19 protein-coding genes and 1 riboswitch are annotated in these 21,189 nt (G+C 67.8%); of the genes, 9 read left to right on the forward strand and 10 right to left on the reverse strand.

Annotated elements, in window-relative coordinates; all coding sequences use genetic code 11:
- Positions 1–140: 140 nt before the first annotated feature.
- Entirely contained in the window at positions 141–1,079 is a 939-nt protein-coding gene (locus BAU06_RS00365) for a LysR family transcriptional regulator (protein WP_066342702.1), read from the forward strand.
- On the opposite strand, the gene BAU06_RS00370 is transcribed toward BAU06_RS00365, so the two are convergent.
- On the reverse strand, positions 1,067–1,351 hold the full coding sequence (locus BAU06_RS00370) for an acylphosphatase (RefSeq protein ID WP_066342703.1): 285 nt from the start codon (positions 1,349–1,351) through the stop codon (positions 1,067–1,069). The two genes, BAU06_RS00365 and BAU06_RS00370, sit on opposite strands and share 13 nt — an antisense overlap.
- 190 nt (positions 1,352–1,541) lie before the next feature.
- On the opposite strand from BAU06_RS00370, the gene BAU06_RS00375 reads away from it, so the two are divergent.
- From BAU06_RS00375 to BAU06_RS00385, 3 genes are all read left to right on the forward strand, one after another.
- Positions 1,542–2,414, forward strand: coding sequence for an alpha/beta hydrolase (locus BAU06_RS00375; RefSeq protein WP_066342704.1), 873 nt, complete (start codon positions 1,542–1,544; stop codon positions 2,412–2,414).
- A gap of 203 nt (positions 2,415–2,617) precedes the next feature.
- Entirely contained in the window at positions 2,618–3,520 is a 903-nt protein-coding gene (locus BAU06_RS00380; RefSeq protein ID WP_066342706.1) for a phytanoyl-CoA dioxygenase family protein, read from the forward strand.
- Between the two features lie 133 nt (positions 3,521–3,653).
- Positions 3,654–3,950 carry a TFIIB-type zinc ribbon-containing protein gene (locus tag BAU06_RS00385; protein WP_066342707.1) on the forward strand — a complete coding sequence of 99 codons (297 nt, stop codon included), beginning with the start codon at positions 3,654–3,656 and terminating at the stop codon, positions 3,948–3,950.
- A 36-nt stretch (positions 3,951–3,986) separates the two neighbouring features.
- Here the strand turns inward: BAU06_RS00385 and BAU06_RS00390 are convergent, their stop codons facing one another.
- On the reverse strand, positions 3,987–4,403 hold the full coding sequence (locus BAU06_RS00390) for a VOC family protein (RefSeq protein ID WP_066357581.1): 417 nt from the start codon (positions 4,401–4,403) through the stop codon (positions 3,987–3,989).
- 230 nt (positions 4,404–4,633) lie between these two features.
- Between BAU06_RS00390 and panE the strand changes: the two genes are divergently transcribed.
- From panE to BAU06_RS00405, 3 genes are all read left to right on the forward strand, one after another.
- The gene (gene panE, locus BAU06_RS00395; protein WP_066342708.1) at positions 4,634–5,566 is read left to right on the forward strand and encodes a 2-dehydropantoate 2-reductase; all 933 of its coding nucleotides are present in this window, start codon (positions 4,634–4,636) and stop codon (positions 5,564–5,566) included.
- 71 nt (positions 5,567–5,637) lie between these two features.
- Positions 5,638–6,087, forward strand: coding sequence for a nuclear transport factor 2 family protein (locus BAU06_RS00400; protein ID WP_066342709.1), 450 nt, complete (start codon positions 5,638–5,640; stop codon positions 6,085–6,087).
- Between the two features lie 55 nt (positions 6,088–6,142).
- Positions 6,143–6,673: a nucleoside 2-deoxyribosyltransferase gene (locus BAU06_RS00405; RefSeq protein WP_066342710.1), complete on the forward strand. Its 531-nt coding sequence runs from the start codon at positions 6,143–6,145 to the stop codon at positions 6,671–6,673.
- 81 nt (positions 6,674–6,754) lie between these two features.
- Here the strand turns inward: BAU06_RS00405 and ribB are convergent, their stop codons facing one another.
- From ribB to BAU06_RS00425, 4 genes are all read right to left on the reverse strand, one after another.
- Positions 6,755–7,471, reverse strand: coding sequence for a 3,4-dihydroxy-2-butanone-4-phosphate synthase (gene ribB, locus BAU06_RS00410; protein WP_066342712.1), 717 nt, complete (start codon positions 7,469–7,471; stop codon positions 6,755–6,757).
- Positions 7,472–7,575: 104 nt separating this feature from the next.
- Positions 7,576–7,731, reverse strand: a riboswitch (FMN riboswitch).
- 253 nt (positions 7,732–7,984) lie between these two features.
- Positions 7,985–9,301, reverse strand: a complete 1,317-nt coding sequence (locus BAU06_RS00415; RefSeq protein ID WP_066342714.1) for an FG-GAP repeat domain-containing protein — start codon at positions 9,299–9,301, stop codon at positions 7,985–7,987.
- A gap of 241 nt (positions 9,302–9,542) precedes the next feature.
- Positions 9,543–10,034 carry an SET domain-containing protein gene (locus BAU06_RS00420; RefSeq protein ID WP_066342715.1) on the reverse strand — a complete coding sequence of 164 codons (492 nt, stop codon included), beginning with the start codon at positions 10,032–10,034 and terminating at the stop codon, positions 9,543–9,545.
- A 79-nt stretch (positions 10,035–10,113) separates the two neighbouring features.
- Positions 10,114–10,587 (reverse strand): Lrp/AsnC family transcriptional regulator, encoded by a 474-nt coding sequence (locus BAU06_RS00425; protein WP_066342718.1) that lies wholly within the window; start codon positions 10,585–10,587, stop codon positions 10,114–10,116.
- Positions 10,588–10,691: 104 nt separating this feature from the next.
- On the opposite strand from BAU06_RS00425, the gene ilvB reads away from it, so the two are divergent.
- Complete coding sequence (ilvB, locus tag BAU06_RS00430; RefSeq protein WP_066342719.1) at positions 10,692–12,506, forward strand: biosynthetic-type acetolactate synthase large subunit; 1,815 nt, start codon at positions 10,692–10,694, stop codon at positions 12,504–12,506.
- Positions 12,507–12,641: 135 nt separating this feature from the next.
- Here the strand turns inward: ilvB and BAU06_RS00435 are convergent, their stop codons facing one another.
- Together BAU06_RS00435 and BAU06_RS00440 are read right to left on the reverse strand one after the other, a co-directional pair.
- Complete coding sequence (locus tag BAU06_RS00435) at positions 12,642–14,075, reverse strand: aldehyde dehydrogenase family protein (protein WP_066342720.1); 1,434 nt, start codon at positions 14,073–14,075, stop codon at positions 12,642–12,644.
- A gap of 44 nt (positions 14,076–14,119) precedes the next feature.
- Entirely contained in the window at positions 14,120–16,828 is a 2,709-nt protein-coding gene (locus tag BAU06_RS00440) for a DNA topoisomerase III (RefSeq protein ID WP_066342721.1), read from the reverse strand.
- Between the two features lie 61 nt (positions 16,829–16,889).
- Here BAU06_RS00440 and BAU06_RS00445 point away from each other — a divergent pair, with 61 nt between their 5' ends.
- Positions 16,890–19,628: a GDYXXLXY domain-containing protein gene (locus BAU06_RS00445; protein ID WP_066342723.1), complete on the forward strand. Its 2,739-nt coding sequence runs from the start codon at positions 16,890–16,892 to the stop codon at positions 19,626–19,628.
- Here BAU06_RS00445 and gluQRS read toward each other — a convergent pair.
- Positions 19,616–20,509, reverse strand: a complete 894-nt coding sequence (gluQRS, locus tag BAU06_RS00450; RefSeq protein ID WP_066342725.1) for a tRNA glutamyl-Q(34) synthetase GluQRS — start codon at positions 20,507–20,509, stop codon at positions 19,616–19,618. The two genes, BAU06_RS00445 and gluQRS, sit on opposite strands and share 13 nt — an antisense overlap.
- Before the next feature lie 75 nt (positions 20,510–20,584).
- Positions 20,585–21,046, reverse strand: coding sequence for a Smg family protein (locus tag BAU06_RS00455; RefSeq protein ID WP_066342731.1), 462 nt, complete (start codon positions 21,044–21,046; stop codon positions 20,585–20,587).
- Positions 21,047–21,189: the final 143 nt, after the last annotated feature.

Consider the following 21,189-nt stretch of genomic DNA (forward strand, 5'->3'; position numbering starts at 1 on the left):
TCGTCATGTTGTCTCCTGGCGGCCTGCCGTTTTTTTTGTCGGGGCCTTGTTCTGCAAGCCAGGATAGGGAGGCAGGTAGATAAAATCAATTGAGGCCGACTAATTTCCACATAAGCCAGCCTTATGCAGGAGGAGACAGGATGTCGCTTACCGTCCGCCAGTTGGAAGTCATCCGCGCCGTCAGCGTGCACGGCTCCGTGACCGAGGCCGCCGCCGCGCTGGGTATTTCGCAGCCCGCCATCAGCCTGATGCTGCGCGACTGCGCCACACAGGCGGGCTTTCCTTTTTTCGTGCGCAAGCACGGACGCCTGCAGGCCACGCGGGAAACGCAAGTGATCCTGGCGGAGCTGAACCGCATTTTCGACAGCATCGAGCGGGTCAACCGTCTGATGGACGACATGCGGGAAATGACGGTGGGCACGGTGCAGGTGGCGTCGGTGCCGACGCTGGCTGACAATCTGCTGTCGCCCACCATCGCGGAATTCCAGCGATCCTGGCCGCACATCCAGATTTCCGTCTTCACGGTCGACAATCTGGGTGTGTTCGAGAACGTCGTGCAGGAGCGCGTGGATTTCGGCCTGGGGCTGTCGCCGCTGCATCATCGCGACGGCCGCATGGTCAAGGGACGTATCAGCGACATCTGCGCCGCGGAGCTGGTTTGCGTGGTGCACCCCGACAGCCCGCTGGCGGCCCGCGAGTCGGTCACGCCGGCGGACCTGGCCCCCTATCCGCTCATCTCTTTCGGCAAGACGCAGCCACTGGGCGCGCTGATCGAAGACAGCTTCCGCCGCGCCGGCGTGGTGCGGCGCATCGCCATGGAAGTCACGCTGACCTCGGTAGCGTGCTCGCTGGCGCGTTCCGGCGCGGGCGCGGCCATCATCGATCCCTTCCATCTGTGGGCCCCGCGCGACCGTGGCGTCGTGACGCTGCCCTACCGGCCGCGCACGGAAGTGAAGGCGCAGATGCTGCTGCCCAACAATACGCCGTTGTCTCGCTCGGCCCAGCTGTTCGTTTCCGCCCTGCGCCGCACGGTGCGCGAACGCGGCGCGGCGGCGGAGTCGCAGCCCTACAGCTGCTGAAAACTGCCGTAGCGCTTGTCGATGAATTCGCGGCGCGACGTCACTTCGCGGACCAGCGCGCCCGGCGGGCCGCGGCCCAGCCATTCCAGCATCTGGTCCACCTGGTCCGGCGTACCCTGCACCAGGGCTTCCACCGAGCCGTCGGCGGCATTCTGCACCCAGCCGGTCGCACCCAGCATATGCGCGCGCCGCACGGTCGCCATGCGAAAGCCCACGCCCTGTACCTTGCCGCGGATCTGCACGAAGACGGTTTCGATGTGGGGGTCTGCCATAGGTATCGCGGTAGTGGTTTTCGGACCGGCTATTTTTTCATAGGCGACGGCGCGTCATGCACGTGCATTAGTCGTAACGGGTAACTTATTAAGTCATGGCGGGCTGGTTTATCCGGGCGCGGGCATTTTCTATGCTTAGCGCATCGTAGATACGCCCCGTCCGCACCCGGCGGGGCACCGGTCGATAGTCATGTCCTGCCATCCCGATATTGCCGCGCCGCGGCCCTTGCCCGCGGGCGCCGCTGCTTCACCGGCCGGCTCCGCGCCTGCCGATGTACTGCCTCCGCACCGCGTGCGCTTCTACGGCCGCCGCGCCCAAGGCGCCGCCACGCCGCTGGCGGTGCACTTCCACGGCGGCGCTTTCGTGTCCGGTTCCGTGGACCAGCCCTCCACCGTGGCGCAACTGCTGGCCGACGCCGGCGCCATCGTCCTATCGGTGGATTACCCGCTGGCGCCCGACCATCCTTTCCCGTCCGCGGTGGAAGCCGCCTATGCGACGCTGCGATGGGCCCACCAGCATCGCCAGCAACTGGCCGGCAGGGGCGCCGCGCTATTCGTCGCGGGCGAGGAAGCCGGCGGCTGTATTGCCGCCGCGGTCGCCCTGATGGCGCGCGACCGCCTGGGGCCGCCCGTGGACGGCCAGATCCTGTTCTCGCCCATGCTGGATGCCAGCATGGGCACGGCCTCCGTGCGCGCGGCCCAAGGCACGCCCGCCGGCGCGCAATGGGCCGGCGGCTGGCGCGGCTATCTGTCCTGTCCCTGCGATGCCAGCCATCCTTACGCCACCCCGATGGCCGGTACCCGCCTGGCCGGTTTGCCGCCGCTGCTGCTGCTGAGCGGCCCCGACGACCCGCTGCGCGACGAGGGCCGGGCCTATGCCAGCCGCCTGCGCGCGGCCGGCGTGGCGGTCATCCGCGAGGCCCGCGATCATGCCATCGACTGGGGCGCGCAGCGGCTCGGCGCGGCGCCGGCGGACGCGGTCGAACTGGACGCCGTGCGGGCCCGTCTCTTCAGCTTCCTGGTCACCCATCCGGGGGGTGCGGGACAAGCTGCTCAGCTTTAGCGTCTCGGTCGAACCGGTAGCGGCGCCACGCGCGGCGCCCGCCGGCTGCCCATCCTTTTCCGCTCAACGGTTGAGCCGCGCGCCGCTTCCGTCCTAGGAAGGATGAGCGATAGTTGCTGCGCTTTTGAAAAGATACCTTACGCCGTACATAGCCGCTAACGGTTCGGTTCGCGGCGGGGTATCTGACCAGTGCGGAGCGCGATGTGAGCCAGGATTATCTCCTTCCGGAAGAAACGACGCTTGAATACAAGGCCCGGGGGTATATCTCCCTGGAAGAGATCTGCCCCCCCGATGAGGTGGCGCAGATACGGCAGACGCTGATGCGCATGTTCGAGAACAAGGTGGGCTATGAGGAGGGCGCGCAATACGACTTCGCCAGCCGCGACGATCCCGACAAGCCGCAAACCTTTCCCAGCCTGCACGACCCTTCGCACTACGCCCCGGAACTGCTGAAGACGACCTATCACCGCCGCGCCTTGGCCATCGCGCGCCAACTGCTGGGCGAGGACGCCGCGCTGTACGGCGAACACGCCCTGCTCAAGCCGGCGCGCGTCGGACCGGAGACGCCGTGGCACCAGGACGAGGCCTTTCGCTCGCCGGACTTCGAGTACCGCGAACTCAGTATCTGGCTGCCCTTGCAACCCGTGGGCGAGGTCAATGGCTGCATGCAGTTCATTCCCGGGTCGCACCGCTACGACGTGCTCAAGCATCGTTCGCCGGGCTACGACAAGACCTTGCATCCGCTGGAATGCTGCGACGAATTCCCGCGCGACAAGGCAGTGGCCGTGCCCCTACCGGCCGGCGGCTGCACCGTCCACGATATGCGGACCCTGCACTACACCGGCCCGAACACGTCGGATGCGCCGCGGCTGGCCTACATCCTGATCTTCAACATCCCGCCGGTCTACAAGCCGGGGCTGCGCAAGTTCGACTGGCTGGAAGGCCGCCGGACCGATAGCCAGGTCCGCAAGCGCGAATGGCATCGCCGTGGCGGCTTCGCCATCGAAGTCATGCGCCGCCTGCCCCGGGCGCGGCTGACCAACGGCCGCTGGATGGCCTGGGCGGCGATCCGGGCGGTCAGCAAGGTCTGGCACCGGCCGCGCTGACCGCGTGCCAGCGGGGCCACGCGGATAGCCGCGGGCTCCGCGGCGAGGGGCGCCGGTGGCGGCCGACGATGCCGGGGAACCATCCCGGCGCCGGGCGGTCTACCTTCGTTCAGGAAAACGTAAGGAGACCGCCATGAAGTGCCCTACCTGCCGAGAACCCGATCTGGTCATGTCGTCGCGGCAGAACATCGAGATCGACTATTGCCCCCAATGCCGGGGCGTATGGCTGGACCGCGGCGAACTGGACAAGCTGATCGAGCGCAGCGTCCAGGAAAGCGGCATGTCGCAGGCGTCGGCGCCCCCGCCGCAGCCGCCGCAACAGCCGGCCGGGCGCCCTTATGGCCACGACGACCGCGAGCTCCACTACGGCGACCGTGGCTACGACCGTGGCTACCGCAAGAAATCCTTCTGGCACGAAATCTTCGATTGATGGCCCCTGGCCTGTGGCCGGATCCCGGGGCCGCGCTCAGCCGTCCGCCTGCCCGGCTATGGCATCGTAGCCGCGCCCCAGGAATTGCAGGATGCACAGGCCGTGGCCGAAGGGATCGGCCAGGCCGGCGATCCGGCCCCAGGGATGGGTGGTGGCGGGCGTCTCCAGCGTGGCGCCGGCCGCCACTGCCCGCGCCACCGCCGCGTCGCAATCCGTGACCACAATGTCCAGATGGACTGGCGTCCAGTGCCGGCCATAGTGCCGCGCGCCCGTGGCTTGCGGCGCCGGGCGGGTGCCGGCCTGCTTGCGCAAGAGATAGATCGGCACGGCGGCTCCCAGCATCTCCACGCCGTCTTCGCCGAAGCGCCGTCCCGGCCGCAGTCCGAAGGCGTCGCGGTAGAAGGCCTCTGCAAGGGCGATGTCGTCGACGTCGATATTGATGAGAAGATCCACGCGCGTCTCCCGATAGGGCGGAAAGTGCGGCTCGATGGCGACACGGCGGCCGTCACCGGCTTTCAGCGAGGCGTCAAGGCTGCCGGCGCATCGTAGCAGGCAGGCCGCGCGGGGGCAGGCCCCCGCGATGTGACCTTTCCGGCCCGGGCGGGCGTCGCGCCCCCATGCCATCTCGGCGCATAATGCGGGGCTGGCGGCGGGCGACGGGCCGCGGGCAGATGGAGATAAAGATGCGGATGTTGTTCCTGGGCGCCGGCGGTACCGGCGGCTATTTCGGCGGACGCGCGGCACAGGCCGGCGTCGACGTCACCTTCCTGGTGCGCGATGCGCGCGCGGCGTCGCTGCGCGAGCACGGCCTACGCCTGCGCAGCCCCCGTGGCGATGCCACGATCCGCCCCAAGGTCGCTACGATCAACGACCTCGACGGCCATTACGACGTGATCGTGCTCAGTTGCAAGGCCTACGACCTGGGCAGCGCCGTCACCGCCATCAGGCCCGCCGTGGGGCCCGGTTCCGCGGTGCTGCCCATCATGAACGGCATGGCGCACTACGACGTGCTGGACCATACCTTCGGCGCCCACCGGGTGCTGGGCGGGCTGTGCCAGATCAGCGCCACGCTGGGGCCGGAAGGCGAAATCGTCCATATGGGCGCCCACGCCAGTTTCCTGTTCGGCGAGCGGGCGGGCGACCCGCGCAGCGAGCGCTGCGTGGCGGTCGAGCAGGCCCTGTCGCGCGCCGATTTTTCGGCGCGCCTGAGCGAGACCATCCATCAGGATTGCTGGGAAAAATACGTGTTCCTCTGCTCGCTAGCGGCCGGCACCTGCCTGATGCGCGGCTCGGTGGGCGAGATCGCCTCGACGGCGGATGGCCAGGCCATCATGCTGAACCTGCTCGCCGAAGCGCAGGCGGTGTCGGCCGCGGCCGGCTACCGGGTGCGGCCGCAGGCCGATGGCGCGGCGCGCAAGCTGTTCACCGACACCGCGTCGCCGGTCACCGCGTCCATGTTCCGCGACCTGCGGCAGGGGCTGCGCGTGGAGGCCGACCACATCGTCGGCGATATGATCGCCCGTGGCGCCGCCCGCGGCATCGCCACGCCTTATTTGCGCGTGGCTTACTCGCATCTGCAGGTCTACCAGCAGCAGCGGGAGGCCCAGGCCGCCTGAGTTTGTTTACACTGGCACGCCGCGGGCGCGCCGCAGGCCCGTCCGCCCGTTTTTATCAGTCCGGAACCAGCATGAAGCTCAAACCTTTCGCCGCCACTTTCCTGTTCTGCGCGGCCGCATGCCTGTGCGCCACCGCGCAATCGGCGCCGGCCGACAACAAGGCGGTGGTGACGGCGTTCTTCCGCATGCTGTTCCAGGACAAGAACGTCGACAAGGCGCTGCAGACCTATGTCGACAAGAACCTGATCCAGCACGACCCCTATCTGCCGGACGGCGCCTCGGCCATGGCCGACTTCTACGGGCCGTACCTGGAACAGCATCCGATGGCCACGGCGGATATCAAGCGCATGATCGCGGAAGACGATCTGGTCGTGGTGCATTCGCTGTGGAAGGAATCGCCGGAGGACACGGGCCAAGCCGTGGTCGATATCTTCCGCCTGCGCGACGGCAAGATCGTCGAACACTGGGACGTCAGCCAGGACATCCCGGAAAACCCCGCCAACCGGAACACGATGTTCTAGCCGCGGCGCCGCGCCGGCACCGCCACGGCGCGCCAACCACCATGGAATGCAAGGCATGCCGGCTTCTCCCGCGCGACCGTTTTCCCTGTACCTGGCCGGGCCCGACGTATTCCGGCCGGATGCCGTGGCCCATGGCGAGCGCCTGAAGGCCCTGTGCGCCGAACATGGCCTGCAGGGCTTGTATCCCCTGGACAAGGCCGGCCCCGCGCACTTGAGCGGGCGCCATCTGGCGGCCTGGATCTATCGCGCCAACATCGCCTTGATAGGCCGCGCCGACGGCGTGCTCGCGAACCTCAACCCCTTCCGCGGGGCGGAACCGGACTCCGGCACCGCCTTCGAGGTCGGCTATGCGATCGCGCTGGGCAAGCCGGTGTGGGCGTATACGTCTGTCGAAAGCTCCATCGTCGAGCAGGTGGCCGTGGGCAAATCCGCGGACGGCCATGCGCACATCGATGCGCGTGGCGATACCGTCGAAGACTTCGGCATGAACCTCAACCTGATGCTGGCTTGCAGCGCGACCGTCGTGGTGGGCGACGTGGCGGCCTGCCTGGCCCGCGTCGCGCGGGACCTGGCCTCGCGGTCCTGATCTGGCGGCATGGCGCCCTATGCGGCGATCCCGCGGATGGGAAAGCGGAGGACGGCGGTTCGTCGCCCCCCGGGACCGCGCTCAGGCCGCCTGCGATTCCAGTTCCATCGACGGCGCTTCCTGCGTTTCCAGGCCGCGGCGGTAGTCCGCCAGTTCGGCGATGGTCAGCGCGACCAGGCCATGCCTGGCGGCATAGCGGTCGATGGCCTCGCCCCGCGTCATCGTGCCGTCGTCGTTCATCAGTTCGCACAGCACGGCGGCGGGACGCAGGCCGGCCAGGATGGCCAGGTCGACGGAGCCTTCGGTGTGGCCGCGACGGGCCAGGACGCCGCCCGGCTGGGCGCGCAGCGGGAAGACGTGGCCGGGGCTGACGACATCGCCGGCCCGGGCCTGCGGGGCGATGGCCGCGCGTATCGTGGTGACGCGGTCCCTGGCGGAAACGCCGGTGCTGACGCCATCGCGCGCCTCGATGGAGACCGTGAAGGCGGTGCCGTGGCGGCTTTCGTTGCGGGCCGTCATGGGCGGCAGCGCCAGGCGGTCCAGGGTTTCGTCGTTCAGGCACAGGCAGACGATGCCGCTGCAATCGCGGATCAGCTGGGCCATGACGGGGACCGTGATCTTGTCGGCGGCGACGATAAGATCCGCCTCGTTCTCGCGGTCGTCGTCATCCAGCAGGATGACGGGACGGCCCAGGCGCATATGGTGCAGGGCGCGCGCCAGCCGCATGGGGAAGGGTTGCGCGAAGATGGACGGTGCGTGCCGGTTGGCGGCGGTGGGGTAGGACGATGCTTGGGACATTGAAACGCTCTCGCGGAAAAGTTGGGCGAAAAACGTTCCAGGGCTATGGAGCCAAACGCAAAACCGCGTGCGCGCCTCGGCGCGCGGGGTACGGAAGTGTGCCGGCACATCTTCTCTCATCCGGACTATGACCGTCGGCTCTGGAATCTGACCAGATCTGCTGACCCCGCCGACCGTTGCCGGACCGCGGGCGCTCGCGGGCTTGCCACTTTGCATGGCCTACCGCCGGTGGGGAATTTCACCCCGCCCTGAAGACGTACTGCATGCCGCGGGTAGCGGCATGGCCGCATTGTATGCCATCGCATGCGCAAGGTCCGCGGAAGGCCGCACTGTGCCGAGGGGTAAGGGCGGCGGAACGCGCCCTAACGGCGTTCCGGCGCGTTTGGCAGGAGATTGAAATCCCGGGCGGCGGGCATAGCAGCGGCAGGCATGCGGCGATCGTCCACAGGCAACGGCGCAAGCCCGGATAAGCGATATTCATGGCGCGCGACCCTCCATTCGCCGGCATGCCGGCTATGCGGTGGGCCACAACACCGTAATACCGCCGTCCCCGTCTCCGTAGTCGCCATCCTGGAAGCCGTCGCTGCCCCCCTTCCAACCGTAGACGATCATGTCCAGCTTGCCGTTGTTGTCCCATAGTTGGCAGATTTGCTCACGCTGAACCGTGGTCTGGCCGTCCTGGATGGGGCCCATGAAGTTCCCCGCCAGCCATGCGATGGCGTTCGGACCCTGATTCATGTTGTCCCTGCCCCATTCCGCTTTCCCCTTCAGGGTGCTGCCCTTGAAGAACGTGAAAAGCATCATGCCGAGCGCGCCGCCCGTCGCGTAGGCTTCGCACAATTCCTTGCGGCCCTTGCCGCGGAAATCCCCCAGCACGAAACCGACGGGCGGCGGCGGGGTGCTCGAGACGTAGTACCTGCGCGCGCCCGGGCCGCGTGCGCATTTGCCCGCGAAGTATTCGTACAGCGAGGCCCCTACGCTGCTGCTGTCGCTCCACCAGTGGCACATCTCGGTCCAGCCATCTTCATTGACATCTCCGATGAACCAGCCCGAGCCCGCCGTGGAGGCTTCCGCATCCATGAACCAACCCGGGTACGTCGGTACGGTTGTATGCATGCCATCTTCCGCCCACATATAGAAGATGATGGCCAGCTTGCCGCCGTTATCCCATAGCTGGCAGATCTCGGCCTTGCCATCGCCGTTGACGTCGCCGATCAGCCACGTCAGGGCATTGGGACCCTGCCCCATATCGTCCTGCTGCCATATCGTCCATATCTTTTTTATGTCGTGGTCGTCCCAGCCGTAGACGATCATGCCCAGGTTGCCGTTGTCGGCGTTCTTGTATTGTTGGCAGATCTCGGCCTTGCCATCGCCGTTGACGTCGCCGATCAGCCAGCTGACGGCGTTGGGCCCCTGGCCCATGTCGTCGTTCTGCTTCAGCACGGCCATGTCGGTGCCGTTCCAGCCGTAGACGACCATCCCGAGCTTGCCATTGCCGTTCTTGTATTGCTGGCAGATCTCGGCCTTGCCGTCGCCATTGACATCGCCGATCAGCCAGTTGATGGCGTTGGGCCCCTGGCCCATGTCGTCGTTCTGCTTCAGCACGACCATGTCGGTGCCGTTCCAGCCGTAGACGATTATCCCGAGCTTGCCATTGCTGTTCGTGTATTGCTGGCAGATCTCGGCCTTGCCATCGCCATTGACATCGCCGACCAGCCAGCTGACGGCATTCGGGCCCTCGCCCATGTCGGGCGATTGGATGAGCCGCGTGGACGTCGAGGGTGGGTTGGCGCCGGCATCCTTGACCGACCGGTGGTGATCGCTCGCCATGTCTGCTGTCTCCCGATGGGTGCGGGCATGGCGGGATGCCGCCGCGGCGCCCCCATGCTGACCGTCGCATGGTAGGGGCGTCGCGCTTCGGGTACTTCTACTTTTCCGGCGATCGGTTTTGATTTACGGGTGGCCCGGCTGGCCCGGGTGGGGCCGCGGCCGGCCCGCCGGCGCATCCCGGCAGACCGCATGGCGCGCTGGTTTCGGCCTTCGCCATGCAAGAAGACAGGCGGTCCGCGGCCTAGTCTTTCTTTTTCTTCTTTTTCTTTTCAGGCAGGGCCAGCATGGTGCCCCGGCATTCCGGCGCGCCGCACAGGCATTTGTAGCCTTCCTTCATGGCCTTGGTGATCTTGCCGTCCAGCACCAGCCCATAGTCGTAGAAGAGCTCTTCGCCGCGCTTGATGTCGCGCAGGGCATGGATATAGACGCGCTTGCCGCCGCTGCCTTCCTGCGACTCGCAGTTGGGCGCGCAGCTGTGGTTGATCCAGCGGGCGTCGTTGCCATGGTCGCCCCCGTCGATCACCTTGCCGGAGGACAGCGAGAAAAAGAACGTGTGGAAAGGATCGTCCGGGTTGGTCGGATGGCGGCGGTCCGCTTCCTTGGCGCTGATGCGCTTGCCACCGTATTCCAGGATGCGGGTGCCGGCGGGTATCTTGCGCGCCGCGAAGACGCCGTTGCCGTGCAGCTTGGAACGCCGCACGACGTGCCAGGGTTTGGGGGTTGCTTCGGTCATGTCCAGCCAGGTTCCGCGCGCCGGCGCGGTAAGGGGGTAGCCGCTCGCGGAAGGTGCGATCGGTCGAAGTGACGGGGGATTATATCGGCGCGGGCGGCGTCAGCGGCAGCATGGATTCCTTCAGGCGGCGCAGGACGAAACTGGACTTGCTGTGCCTTATGCCGGGTATGCGGTAGAGCTGCTCGCGCAGCAGGCGCTCGTAGTCGCGCGTATCGCGCACGGCTATGCGGATGGAGTAGTCGTAGTCGCCGGACACCAGGAAGGCTTCCAGCACCTCCGGTATGCGGGCCAGCGCGCGGCCGAACTCGTACAGGGTTTCCTCGCTGTGGCTTTCCAGGGTGACATGGACGATGACCGTGTCCATGAAGCCGAGCGCCGCGGGGTCGATATTGACCGTATAGCCGCGGATGACACCCGCGGTTTCCATCCGCTTGATGCGATTCCAGCATGGCGTGGACGACAGCCCGACCGCGGCGCCGATTTCGTTGAGACTGGCGCGGGCGTTGTCCTGCAGCACCCGCAGAATGGCCAAGTCGAATTTGTCCAGACGCATTTTCTTCGATCCTTCGATTTATAGGACGAATTTACTGCGTTTTTGCGCCAAAGCTAGAAAAACAAGATAAAAATTCCGACGAATCTTCCCTAAGATGATGTCCTATGAACGACCGTCTTCCTTCCCGGGCTTTGACTGGTGCCGACGCCGGCGGCACTCCTCCTGTGGCCAACGGCGCCCGCATCCTGCTGGAAACGCTTATCGCCCACGGGGTCGATACGATCTTCGGCTATCCGGGAGGGGCGCTGCTGCCGCTGTACGACGCCCTGTACGCCGAGCCGCGCTTGCGCCACGTGCTGGTTCGCCATGAGCAGGCGGCCGTGCATGCGGCCGAAGGCTACGCCCGCAGTACCGGCCGCACCGGCGTGGTGCTGGTCACCTCCGGGCCCGGCATGGCCAATACCACTTCGGGCTTGCTGGATGCGATGTGCGACTCCATCCCCGTGCTGTGCATCAGCGGCCAGGTCGCCACGGCGGCCATCGGCACGGACGCATTCCAGGAATGCGATGCCATCGGTATTTCGCGGCCGGTCACCAAATGGAATACGCAGATCATGCGCGTGGACGCGGTAGCCGATACGGTGGCCCGTGCCTTGACGTTGACGCGCCAGGGCCGTCCGGGGCCCGTATTGGTCGACTTTCCCAAGGATGTGCAACTGGCCCTGCCCGCCGACCAGGACGAGACGCTGCCGGCCGACGAGCGCCATGGCGTGACGGCCTTGCGGGCGCGGCGCCAGGCCGCCAAGGCCAGCTTCAAGGTGCCGCAAAGCGCCGTGCGCCGCGCCGCCGACCTGATCGCGCAGGCACGGCGGCCGGTGTTCTACGGCGGCGGCGGGCTGATCAATGCGGGCCCCGAGGCCTGCGCGGCCTTCACGGACCTGGTGCGGCAGACCGGCGCGCCCTGCACCCTGACCTTGATGGGCCTGGGTGCGTTCCCGGCCTCGGATCATCGATTCCTGGGCATGCTGGGCATGCACGGCACGCTGGAGGCCAACCTGGCCATGCATCACGCCGACCTGATCGTTTGCGTGGGGGCACGGTTCGACGACCGCATCACGGGGCGCCTGGCGGACTTTTGCCCGCACGCCCGCAAAATCCATATCGATATCGACCCGGCGTCCATCAACAAGGTGGTGCGGGTGGACGTGGCGATGGTGGGCGATTGCCTGCCGCTGGTCGATGCCTTGCGGCAGGCGCTGGCGGACCGCGCGCCGCCGGCCGCGCAGCTGGAAACCTGGTGGCATCGCATCGAGCGCTGGCGCGCCAAGGATTGCCTGCGCGTGGCGCCGCGCGATGACGCCATCCTGCCGCAGCAGCTGATGTCGCGCCTGGATGCCGCCTTGGCGGGCCGCGACGCGGTCGTCTCCACCGACGTGGGGCAGCACCAGATGTGGGCCGCCCAATACCTGAAATTCGATGCGCCCAACCGCTGGTTGACCTCCGGCGGCGCCGGCACGATGGGCTATGGCCTGCCCGCGGCGATTGGCGCGCAGATCGCCCATCCGGAACGCACGGTGGTCTGCGTCAGCGGGGATGCCTCGGTGCTGATGAATATCCAGGAGCTGTCCACGGCCGTGCAGCACGATGCGCCGGTCAAGGTCGTGCTGTGCAATAACGGCTACATGGGCATGGTGCGCCAATGGCAGGAGCTGATCCACGGCGGGCGCTACAGCCACAGCTACAACGCGTCGCTGCCGGACTTCGTCGCCGTGGCCAAGGCCTTCGGCTGGAATGCCGCCCGCGTGACCGATCCCGCGCGGCTGGATGACGCCCTGGCGCAATGCCTGGACAGCCGCGGCCCGTACTTCCTGGACGTCTGCGTGGCGGAGCAGGAAAACTGCTATCCCATGATGCCGGCGGGATACGGCCATCACCGCATGATGCTGGCCGGCGGGGTCTGGTACGAGGACGAGGCCTGATCCGCATCGCGGCATATCGGCGATGCGGGCACCGCCGCGCGTGCCATTGCCGCCGCGGCGCGCAGGCCGTTCACGACACCGCCAGCGATGCAGGGACGGCGGCTCTCCGCGCCGCGCCCCCGGGGTCCTCCAGGCTCAGTCGTGCTTGATCGAAATGGTCTTCAGCACGGTAAAGCCGTACAGCGCCTCGAAGCCTTTTTCGCGGCCGTGGCCGCTGGCCTTCACGCCGCCGAAGGGCAGCTCGATGCCGCCGCCCGCGCCGTAGTTATTGATGAAGACCTGTCCCGCCCGCACCTTGCGCGCCATGCGCAGCTGGCGGCCGCCGTCGCGGGTCCACACGCTGGCCACCAGGCCGTAATCCGTGGCGTTGGCGATGCGCACGGCATCCGCCTCGTCCTCGAAGGGAATGGCCGCCAGCACCGGCCCGAACACTTCGTCGCGCGCCAGGCGATGGTCCAGCGGCACGTCGCGCAATAGCGTCGGGACCTGGTAGAAACCGCCCGCCGGGGCGCCGTCGCTCAGCTTGCCCTGCGCCACGGTGGCGATGCCGTCGGCGCCAGCCTGCGCCAGGAAATCGGCGACGCGCGCCTGCTGGGTCTTGCGGATCAGCGGGCCGCAGTCCAGGTCGGCCTCCGCCGGGCCGGTACGCAGGCTGGCAAAGGCGGCGCCGACTTTCTCCAGCACTTGTTCGTACACGCTGCGCTGCACCAGCAGGCGGCTGCCGGCGGAGCAGGTCTGGCCCGCGTTCTGCACGATGGCGTTGAGCACCACGGGCAGCATGGCGTCGAAGTCCGCGTCGGCGAAGACGATTTGCGGCGATTTTCCGCCCAGCTCTGTGGTGACCGGCGTGTGGTTGGCCGCCGCCGTCTGCGTCACCAGGATGCCGATGGCGGGCGATCCGGTAAAGGAAATATGGTCGATGCCGGGATGCCGCGCCAACGCGTCGCCCGCTTCATGGCCGTATCCGGTGACCACATTGATGGCGCCGGGCGGGAACCCGACTTCGGCGGCCAGCTCGGCGATGCGCAGTACCGACAGGCAGGCGTCCTCGGCCGGCTTGACCACGCAGGCGTTGCCGGCGGCCAGGGCGCCGCCCACGCTGCGGCCGAAGATCTGCAGCGGATAGTTCCACGGCACGATGTGTCCCGTCACGCCATGCGGCTCGCGCAGCGTCAGGACGGTATAGCCGTTCTGGTAGGGCAGCGTTTCGCCATGCAGCTTGTCCGCCGCGCCGCCGTAGAACTCGAAATAGCGGGCGATGGCCGTGACGTCGGCGCGCGCCTGCCTGGTGGGCTTGCCGCAATCGCGCGATTCCAGGGCGGCCAGTTCGTCGAAATGGTCCATGACCCGCAGCGACAGTTTCAGCAGCAACCGCCCCCGCTCGGCGGCCGTCAAGGCGCCCCAGGCGCCTTCGTAGGCGCGCCGCGCCGCCTTCACGGCCAGGTCGATATCGTTGGCGTTGCCGCGCGGGATGGCGTCGAATTCGCGTCCCGTGGACGGGTCGATGACGGGGATGAACTCGCCGTTGGAGGACGGTACGGGGCGATTGTCGATGAAATGCTGCTGCATGGTGCTCGGTCTCCTTCCTGTTTTATCTGCCCCGGAATTTCCGGTCAGGCTGCTGTCTTGGTCGCGGTCTTCCTGGCGGCGGCTTTCTTGGCGGGTGCCTTGCGGGCCGCGGTTTTCCTGGCGGGCGCCTTCTTGGCGGCCGGCGCGGCGGCCTCGTCCCCGGCGGCCTCGCCATCGCTGCCGGCGACACGCGTCGCCGTCTTGGCCGCGCGCTTCGTGGCGGTCTTGCCCGCGGTCTTGCCCGCGGTTTTGGCCGCCGTCTTGGCCGCCGTCCTGCCAGCCGTCCTGGCCCCCGGCTTGTCGCCGCGCGGCTCGAATTCAAAGCCGATCTTGCCGTCGGGCTGGCGCACCAGGTAGGCCTTGAACTTGCGATTGGTGCGGCTCGAAACGAAGCCGTCCAGCAGGTCCGTGCGGCCCTCGTTCAGGAGTTTTTCCATCTGGGCGCGCGTGATTTCCTGCTGCAGGATGACCTTGCCCGAACGGAAGCTGCAGGTCTTTTCCGGTCCGACGGATTTCTCGCACACGTAGCTCATGCCGTATTCGAAAACCCGCGAACGGCATATCGGGCAGGGCCCCACGGGCGTCTGGCCGGAGAAGTCGACGGGTTCGTTGTCCTCGTCGTTGCTCTGGCCGAAGTCGAATTCCAGCTTGTAGTCGTCGGTGATGCGCAGGATAGCGGCGAAGGGCCGGCCCATCTTGCTGATGAAGCCCTGCAAGGGGCCGATTTCGCGCTTGGCCAGCAATTCCTCGACTTCGGGCAGTTCGAAGGTGCGCCCGCCCGGATGCTTGCCGATGGAAAAGTCGCAGTTGGTGCAGGCGTAGCGGCGGTAGTTTTCCTTGACCACGCCGCCGCACTTCGGGCACGGCGTGCGCAGGGTCGCGTAGTCGCCCGGCACGGTATCGCGTTCGTATTCCTTGGCGCGCTTGACGATGACCTGCGTCATCTGCGCGATCTCGCGCATGAAGGCATCGCGCTGCAGACCGCCCTGTTCGATCTGCTTGAGCTTGTGTTCCCATTCGCCGGTCAGCTCCGGCGATGTCAGTTCGGTGACATCCAGGCCCGACAGCAGCGTCATCAGCTGGCGCGCCTTGGCGGTGGGCACCAGGTCGCGGCCTTCGCGGCGCAGGTAGCCTTCGTTGAGCAGGCCTTCGATGATGGCCGCGCGGGTGGCCGGGGTGCCCAGGCCGCGCTCGGACATGGCTTCGCGCAGTTCTTCGTCTTCCACCAGCTTGCCGGCGCCTTCCATGGCGGACAGCAGCGTGGCTTCGTTGTAGCGGGGCGGCGGCTTGGTCGCCATGCCGACTGCCTCGACTTCTTCCGTGCGGACTTTTTCGCCGTCGGCCACGGGCACCAGGTTGGCGTCCTCGTCCTGGGCCTCCTTGCCGTAGACGGCCAGCCATCCGGGCGCCACCAGCACCTTGCCGTCGGTACGGAAGCGGTGGCCCTGCACCTCCGTCATGCGCGTCGTCACGCGGTACTCGGCGGCCGGGAAGAACACCGCCAGGAAGCGCTTGAGCACCAGGTCATAGAGCTTGGCTTCGGCTTCGCTGAGATCGCGCGGCACCTGCAAAGTGGGGATGATGGCGAAGTGGTCCGATACCTTCTTATTGTCGAAGATGCGCCGGTTCGGCTTGACCCAGTTCTGCGCGACGATCTGCGCCGCGTGGCGCGCCGTGGCACCCGCCGGTCCGCCCTGGGCGTCGGCCAGGACGCGCATGGTATCGCGCACCGTGTTGATGTAGTCCTCGGGCAGATAGCGCGAATCGGTACGCGGATAGGTCAGCGCCTTGTGGCGCTCGTACAGGGTCTGTGCCAGGGCAAGCGTGGTTTTGGCGGAGAAGCCGAAGCGGCCATTTGCCTCGCGCTGCAGCGAGGTCAGGTCGTACAGGGCGGGCGACAGCTGCGTCGAAGGCTTGGATTCCTCCGTGACGGTGCCGGTCTGCTCGCGGCAGGCCGCGACCACGCTTTGCGCCGCCGCCAGCGACCACAGCCGCGATTCGCGTTTCTCGGGATCGCGCTCGTCCTTCTTGAAATCGGGGTCGATCCAGCGGCCTTCGTACAAGCCGGCCGCCGCCACGAAGGTGGCGCGCACTTCCCAATAGTCGCGCGAAACGAAGGCGCGGATGCGGTTCTCGCGCTCGTGCACGATGGCCAGCGTGGGCGTCTGCACGCGCCCGACCGGCGTTTTGAAGAAGCCGCCGTCCTTGCTGTTGAAGGCCGTCATGGCGCGGGTGCCGTTGATGCCGACCAGCCAGTCGGCTTCCGCGCGGGAACGGGCGGCGGCCTCCAGCGGTTTCATCGCGGTGTCGTCGCGCAGATTGGCGAAGGCTTCGCGTATGGCCGCCTGCGTCATGGACTGCAGCCACAGGCGCCGTATGGGCTTGTTGACCCCCGCGTATTGAATGATGTAACGAAAGATCAGCTCGCCTTCGCGGCCCGCGTCACACGCGTTGATGATGCTGTCCACATCCTTGCGCTTGGCCAGGCGGACCAGCAGTTTCAAGCGCTCGTTCGACCGCTTGTCGGTCGGATCCAATTCGAATTTGGGCGGGATCACCGGCAGGTGGGCGAAGCTCCATTTCCCCTTGACGGGATCGTTGGGCGCCACCAGGCTCAGCAAATGGCCGACACTGGACGCCAAGACGTAACGTTCGCTTTCAAAGTATTCCCCCTCACGCGCGAAGCCTCCCAGGGCGCGTGATATATCCAGGGCGACCGAGGGCTTCTCGGCAATAATCAACGTTTTGCTCATGAGTATCCAATGGCGGCGGGCCGCCGCAATAGCGCGGATGATAAGAGGGGAGAATCGCCACATGCAAGTCGATACCCGTACGCCGGCAGGATCGGAATTGCACGCTTGGCGCGCGTTCCTGGGTCGTGCGACGCTGGCGCTCGGGCTCCTGCTCCTGGCCAGCGCGGCGGTCTGCTGGGTGGCCGCCAACTGGGATGGCATGAGCAAGATCCAGCGCCTGGCGGGGGCGCAGGCACTGCTGGCAGCAAGCGCCTTGCTCGCCGCCTGGCTGTATGCGCGGCCCGCGCGCACCGCCGTCGCCGCGCACGGCCGCGCCTGCGTGGTGGGCCTGGCAAGCGTGCTGCTGGGGGCGCTGCTGGCCCTGGTGGGCCAGACCTACCAGACCGGCGCCGACACCTGGGAATTGTTCGCGCTGTGGACGGTGCTGCTGCTGCCCTGGGCCGTGGCCGCGCGCAGCCAGGGCGTGTGGCTATTGTGGATCATACTGGCCAACATCGCGCTCGCATTGCTGCTCGGCGAAAGAGTGCTGTCCTGGTGGGCGGTGTTCGATGGCCCCGGCTTCCCCAGCCTGGTGGTCAGCGCGGCCGACCTGCTGATGCTAGCGGTCTGGGAATTGTGCGCACGCCGCTGGCATGCGCGCACCGGCGTCGGGCCGCGCGTGCTGGCCCTGCTGGCGGTCGGCGTGCTGGCGCTGGCGCTGGTCTTCGGCGAGTCCGTGGTCGAGGGGCTGGGCACCTATACCGGCCTGGCCTGGGTAGGCGTGACGCTGGTCCTGGGATATTTCTACACCCGCATCCGCCTGGACCTGGTGATCCTGGCGCTGCTCGCCGCCGGCGTGATCTGCGTGTCGCTGCGCGTGGTCGGCGAATGGCTGCTGCGCATCGACCCCGGCGTCTGGGTGGCCTTGCCACTGGCCGCGCTGCTGATGGGCGAGGCCGTCATCGCCGCGCGCTGGTTGCGCCGCCTGGCGGCCGGCACGGCTGTCGCGGCCGCCGGCACCGGCACGGCGGCCGCTGCCGAAGTCCCGGCGGCCTCGGCGGCGCCCGCCACCGCGCCCGTCGCGGAGCCGGCCGCCGGTACGCCGGCCGCCGGTTCGCCGGCCGCCGCGGATGCCGCCGCCGCGGCACCGGCCGCCGCGCCCGAGACCGCGGCATCGGCCGGCGGCGCGGTGGAGCCCGCCGCCGGGGCGGTGGTACAGCTGGGCCCGCAGGCCGCCCGCCGCACCGCCACGCCCTGGTATGTGCAGGGCCTGCTGGGCTTGAGCGCCTGGATCGCCACCCTGCTGCTGCTGCTCTTCCTGGTGGCCTCGGGCATCGTCCAGACTACGTCCGCGGCCCTGGTGCTGGGGCTGGTGCTCTGCGTGGCCGGTGTCGCGGTGGCGCGCAACGCGCAGCAGCTGTTCTGGCGCCAGTGCGCGACGGCGCTGGCCTTTTGCGGGCAGATCCTGGTGGTGGCGGGACTGTCGGTATCCAACTCGGCCACGGGCGCCGCCCTGCTCATCCTGGTGCTGGCCATCGCCGTCTACGTCCTTGCGCCCGACGCCATCCTGCGTTTCCTCAGCGGCCTCATGATGGCGCTGGCCCTGTTCATATTGACGTCCTTTTCAGCGGGCACAGAGGCGCTGTACGAGAACGTGATGAGCTGGATGGGCTTCGACATGGTGCGCGGCCTGACCGTGTGGCTGCCCGCCTGCGTGTGCGGAGCCTGGCTGGCGGCCGCGGCCTTCCTGGCCCGGGAACGCATGCAGGCCGCCCGCCGCGACATGCTGCAGCCGCTGGCGTGGGCTTTCGCCCTGGCGGCGCAACTGGGCGCGCTGCAGGCCACGGGCGTTCCGGTGTGGGAACTGGGCCCACTGTGGGCCTTGCATCCGCCCGGGGCCGCTTTCCTGGTGCTGGCCGCCCTGCTGCCCGTGGCGGTGGGCTGGGCGCTGATGCGGACCCGGCGCGGCATCCTGCCTGCCAGCGTCCGTGCCGGCGTGCCCCTGGGCCTGCTGGTCCTGGCGGTGTGTTGGATGCCCGCGCCGGGCATCGCCTTCGCCCTGGCCTGGATACTGCTGGGCTTCGGCCTGGGACGGCCGCGCCTGCGCCGGTTCGGCCAGACCGTGCTGCTTATATATCTGGTCCTGTATTACTACCAGCTGGCCGTACCGCTGCTGCAGAAGTCGGTCTGGCTGGCGGTCGCCGGCGTGCTGCTGCTGGCGATGCGGCTGGTCGCGTGGCGCCTGCCGCGCCTGCTGGAAGGCGTCGCGCCGGTCGCGCCCGCCACCCCTTTTTCGCCGCGCCGGCCGCTGTGGGCGGCCGTGATGGTCGCCGGACTGGCGGCGGTCCTGGCCGTGGTCAACACCGGTATCTGGCAACGCGAGCAGTTGCTTGCCGCCGGGCACGTGGTCCGGCTGGCATTGGCGCCCGTCGACCCCCGCGCCTTCATGCAGGGCGACTATATGGCGCTGCGTTTCGCCGCCGCGCAGGACATCGCCCGGCTGCAGGACGGCCAGCCGCCCGCCGTGGCGGGCCTGTGGGGCGGGCCGCGCACCGATGGCTACCTGGTCCTGAAGCCCGATGCCCAAGGCGTGGCGCAGCCCTTGCGCGTGCAGGCCGATCCCCAGCCCCACGACCCGGCGGAGGTCGTATTGCGCTACCGCGTGCGCGCCGACGGCGTGCGCCTGGTCACCAATGCGTATTTCTTCCCGGAGGGCGAGGGGGCGCGATATGAGCAGGCCCGCTACGGCGAGTTCCGGGTGGGGGACGATGGCACGGGGCTGCTGGTACGCCTGCTGAATGCCGACCTTCAGCCTTTATAGCGGCGCGCCCATTGCGCCACGGCCTGGGCCAGGAAAGCATCCGGCGTGTCGGCCGCGATGGGTCCGAAGCCCAGCGTCCGCCAGGCCAGCGCCAGTTGCTCCACGGGCCGCGCAAGATCCAGCGCCGGTGCGTGATTCTGCTTGGACAGTTTCAGCCCCGTCGCGGGGTCCAGGACCAGTGGCACATGCATGACGCGGGGCGGCCGCGCGCCGATCAGCCGGGCCAGCACGCGCTGGCGCGCCGTCGAGCTGAGCAGGTCGGCGCCGCGGACGACATCGGTGACCCCTTGCGCCGCATCGTCCACCACCACGGCCAATTGATAGGCCCACATGCCGTCGGCACGACGCAGTACGAAATCGCCCACGGCCTGCGCCACGTCCTGCCGTTGCGGGCCCAGCCAGCGATCGGTGAAGGTTTCCTCGCCGGGCGGTACGCGCAGGCGCCAGGCGCGCGGCTGCCTGCCGGGCGGCAGCCCGTTGCGGCAAGTCCCGACATACGGCCGTTCGCCGTCCAGCAAGGCCAGGCGCTGGCCGCGCGCCTGTTCGAGCGCGGCGTGGTTCTCGATGATTTCCCGGCGCGTGCAGGCGCAACCGTAGACCAGCCCGCGCGCGGTCAGGTCCTCCAGTGCCTGGCGGTAGGCCGCGTCGCGATGGGATTGCCACAGGACCTGGCCGTCCCAATGCAGGCCCAGCGTCTGCAGCTGGCGCATGATCGCCCGATCGGCGCCGGGAACCGTGCGCGGCGTGTCGATGTCCTCGATACGCAGCAGCCACTGGCCGCCATGGGCGCGCGCGTCCAGATAGCTGGCCAGCGCGGCGACCAGCGAGCCGGCATGCAGCGGTCCGCTGGGACTGGGAGCGAAACGGCCGATGTAGGTCATGGAAAAGCCGATATCCGGCGCGCCAAAGGAAAGCCGGCCCCAGGGGCCGGCCGTCGATTGCGGGACCGCGCGGTGTCAGTGCAGGCAGCGGACGTCGCCGTCGTCGTCCAGCAGTTCTTCCAGCACGAGGTTATCGATGTCCGCCTCTTGGCTCCACAGCACCATGAGCGCCGTGATCTTGAGCTTGGACAGGGGGACGGGGGATTCCGGCGCGGCCAGCGCGCGATCGATGACGATTTCGCGCAGCGGCGCGGGCAGCACCCCGGCGGATTCCAGGAAGGTGATGAAGCCGATGGCCTCGCTGCCCAGCTGGCGGTATTCGCTGTCGGTGTAGATGCGCGTGCCGGTGGCCGGCTGCTGCGCGAGATCCACGCAGCGCTCGGTGGTCTCGGCCAGGCCGTACAGCCAGCCCAGCGCATCGTCGATGTCTTCGTGTTCGAAGCCCGCCGCCGCCAGACGTTTCGCCAGTACATCCGCCGCAGGACAGGCTTGCGGCGTGTAGTAATTTTCAAAAAGATAGACCAGGATATCGAACATAGGGCGCAGCGTTTGTGCCAGTTTGCCCAGTCGGCCCGCTCATCGGCAAACCAGCAAACATAAATTGACTTTACGCTTATTCAAGGTCCGGGGCAACCGCTCTGCCGCGGATGTTATATGGACGCGACGGCGGCGTTCGCCGC

The sequence above is a fragment of the Bordetella bronchialis genome, from assembly GCF_001676705.1.
In the GTDB taxonomy this organism is placed as follows: domain Bacteria; phylum Pseudomonadota; class Gammaproteobacteria; order Burkholderiales; family Burkholderiaceae_B; genus Bordetella_C; species Bordetella_C bronchialis.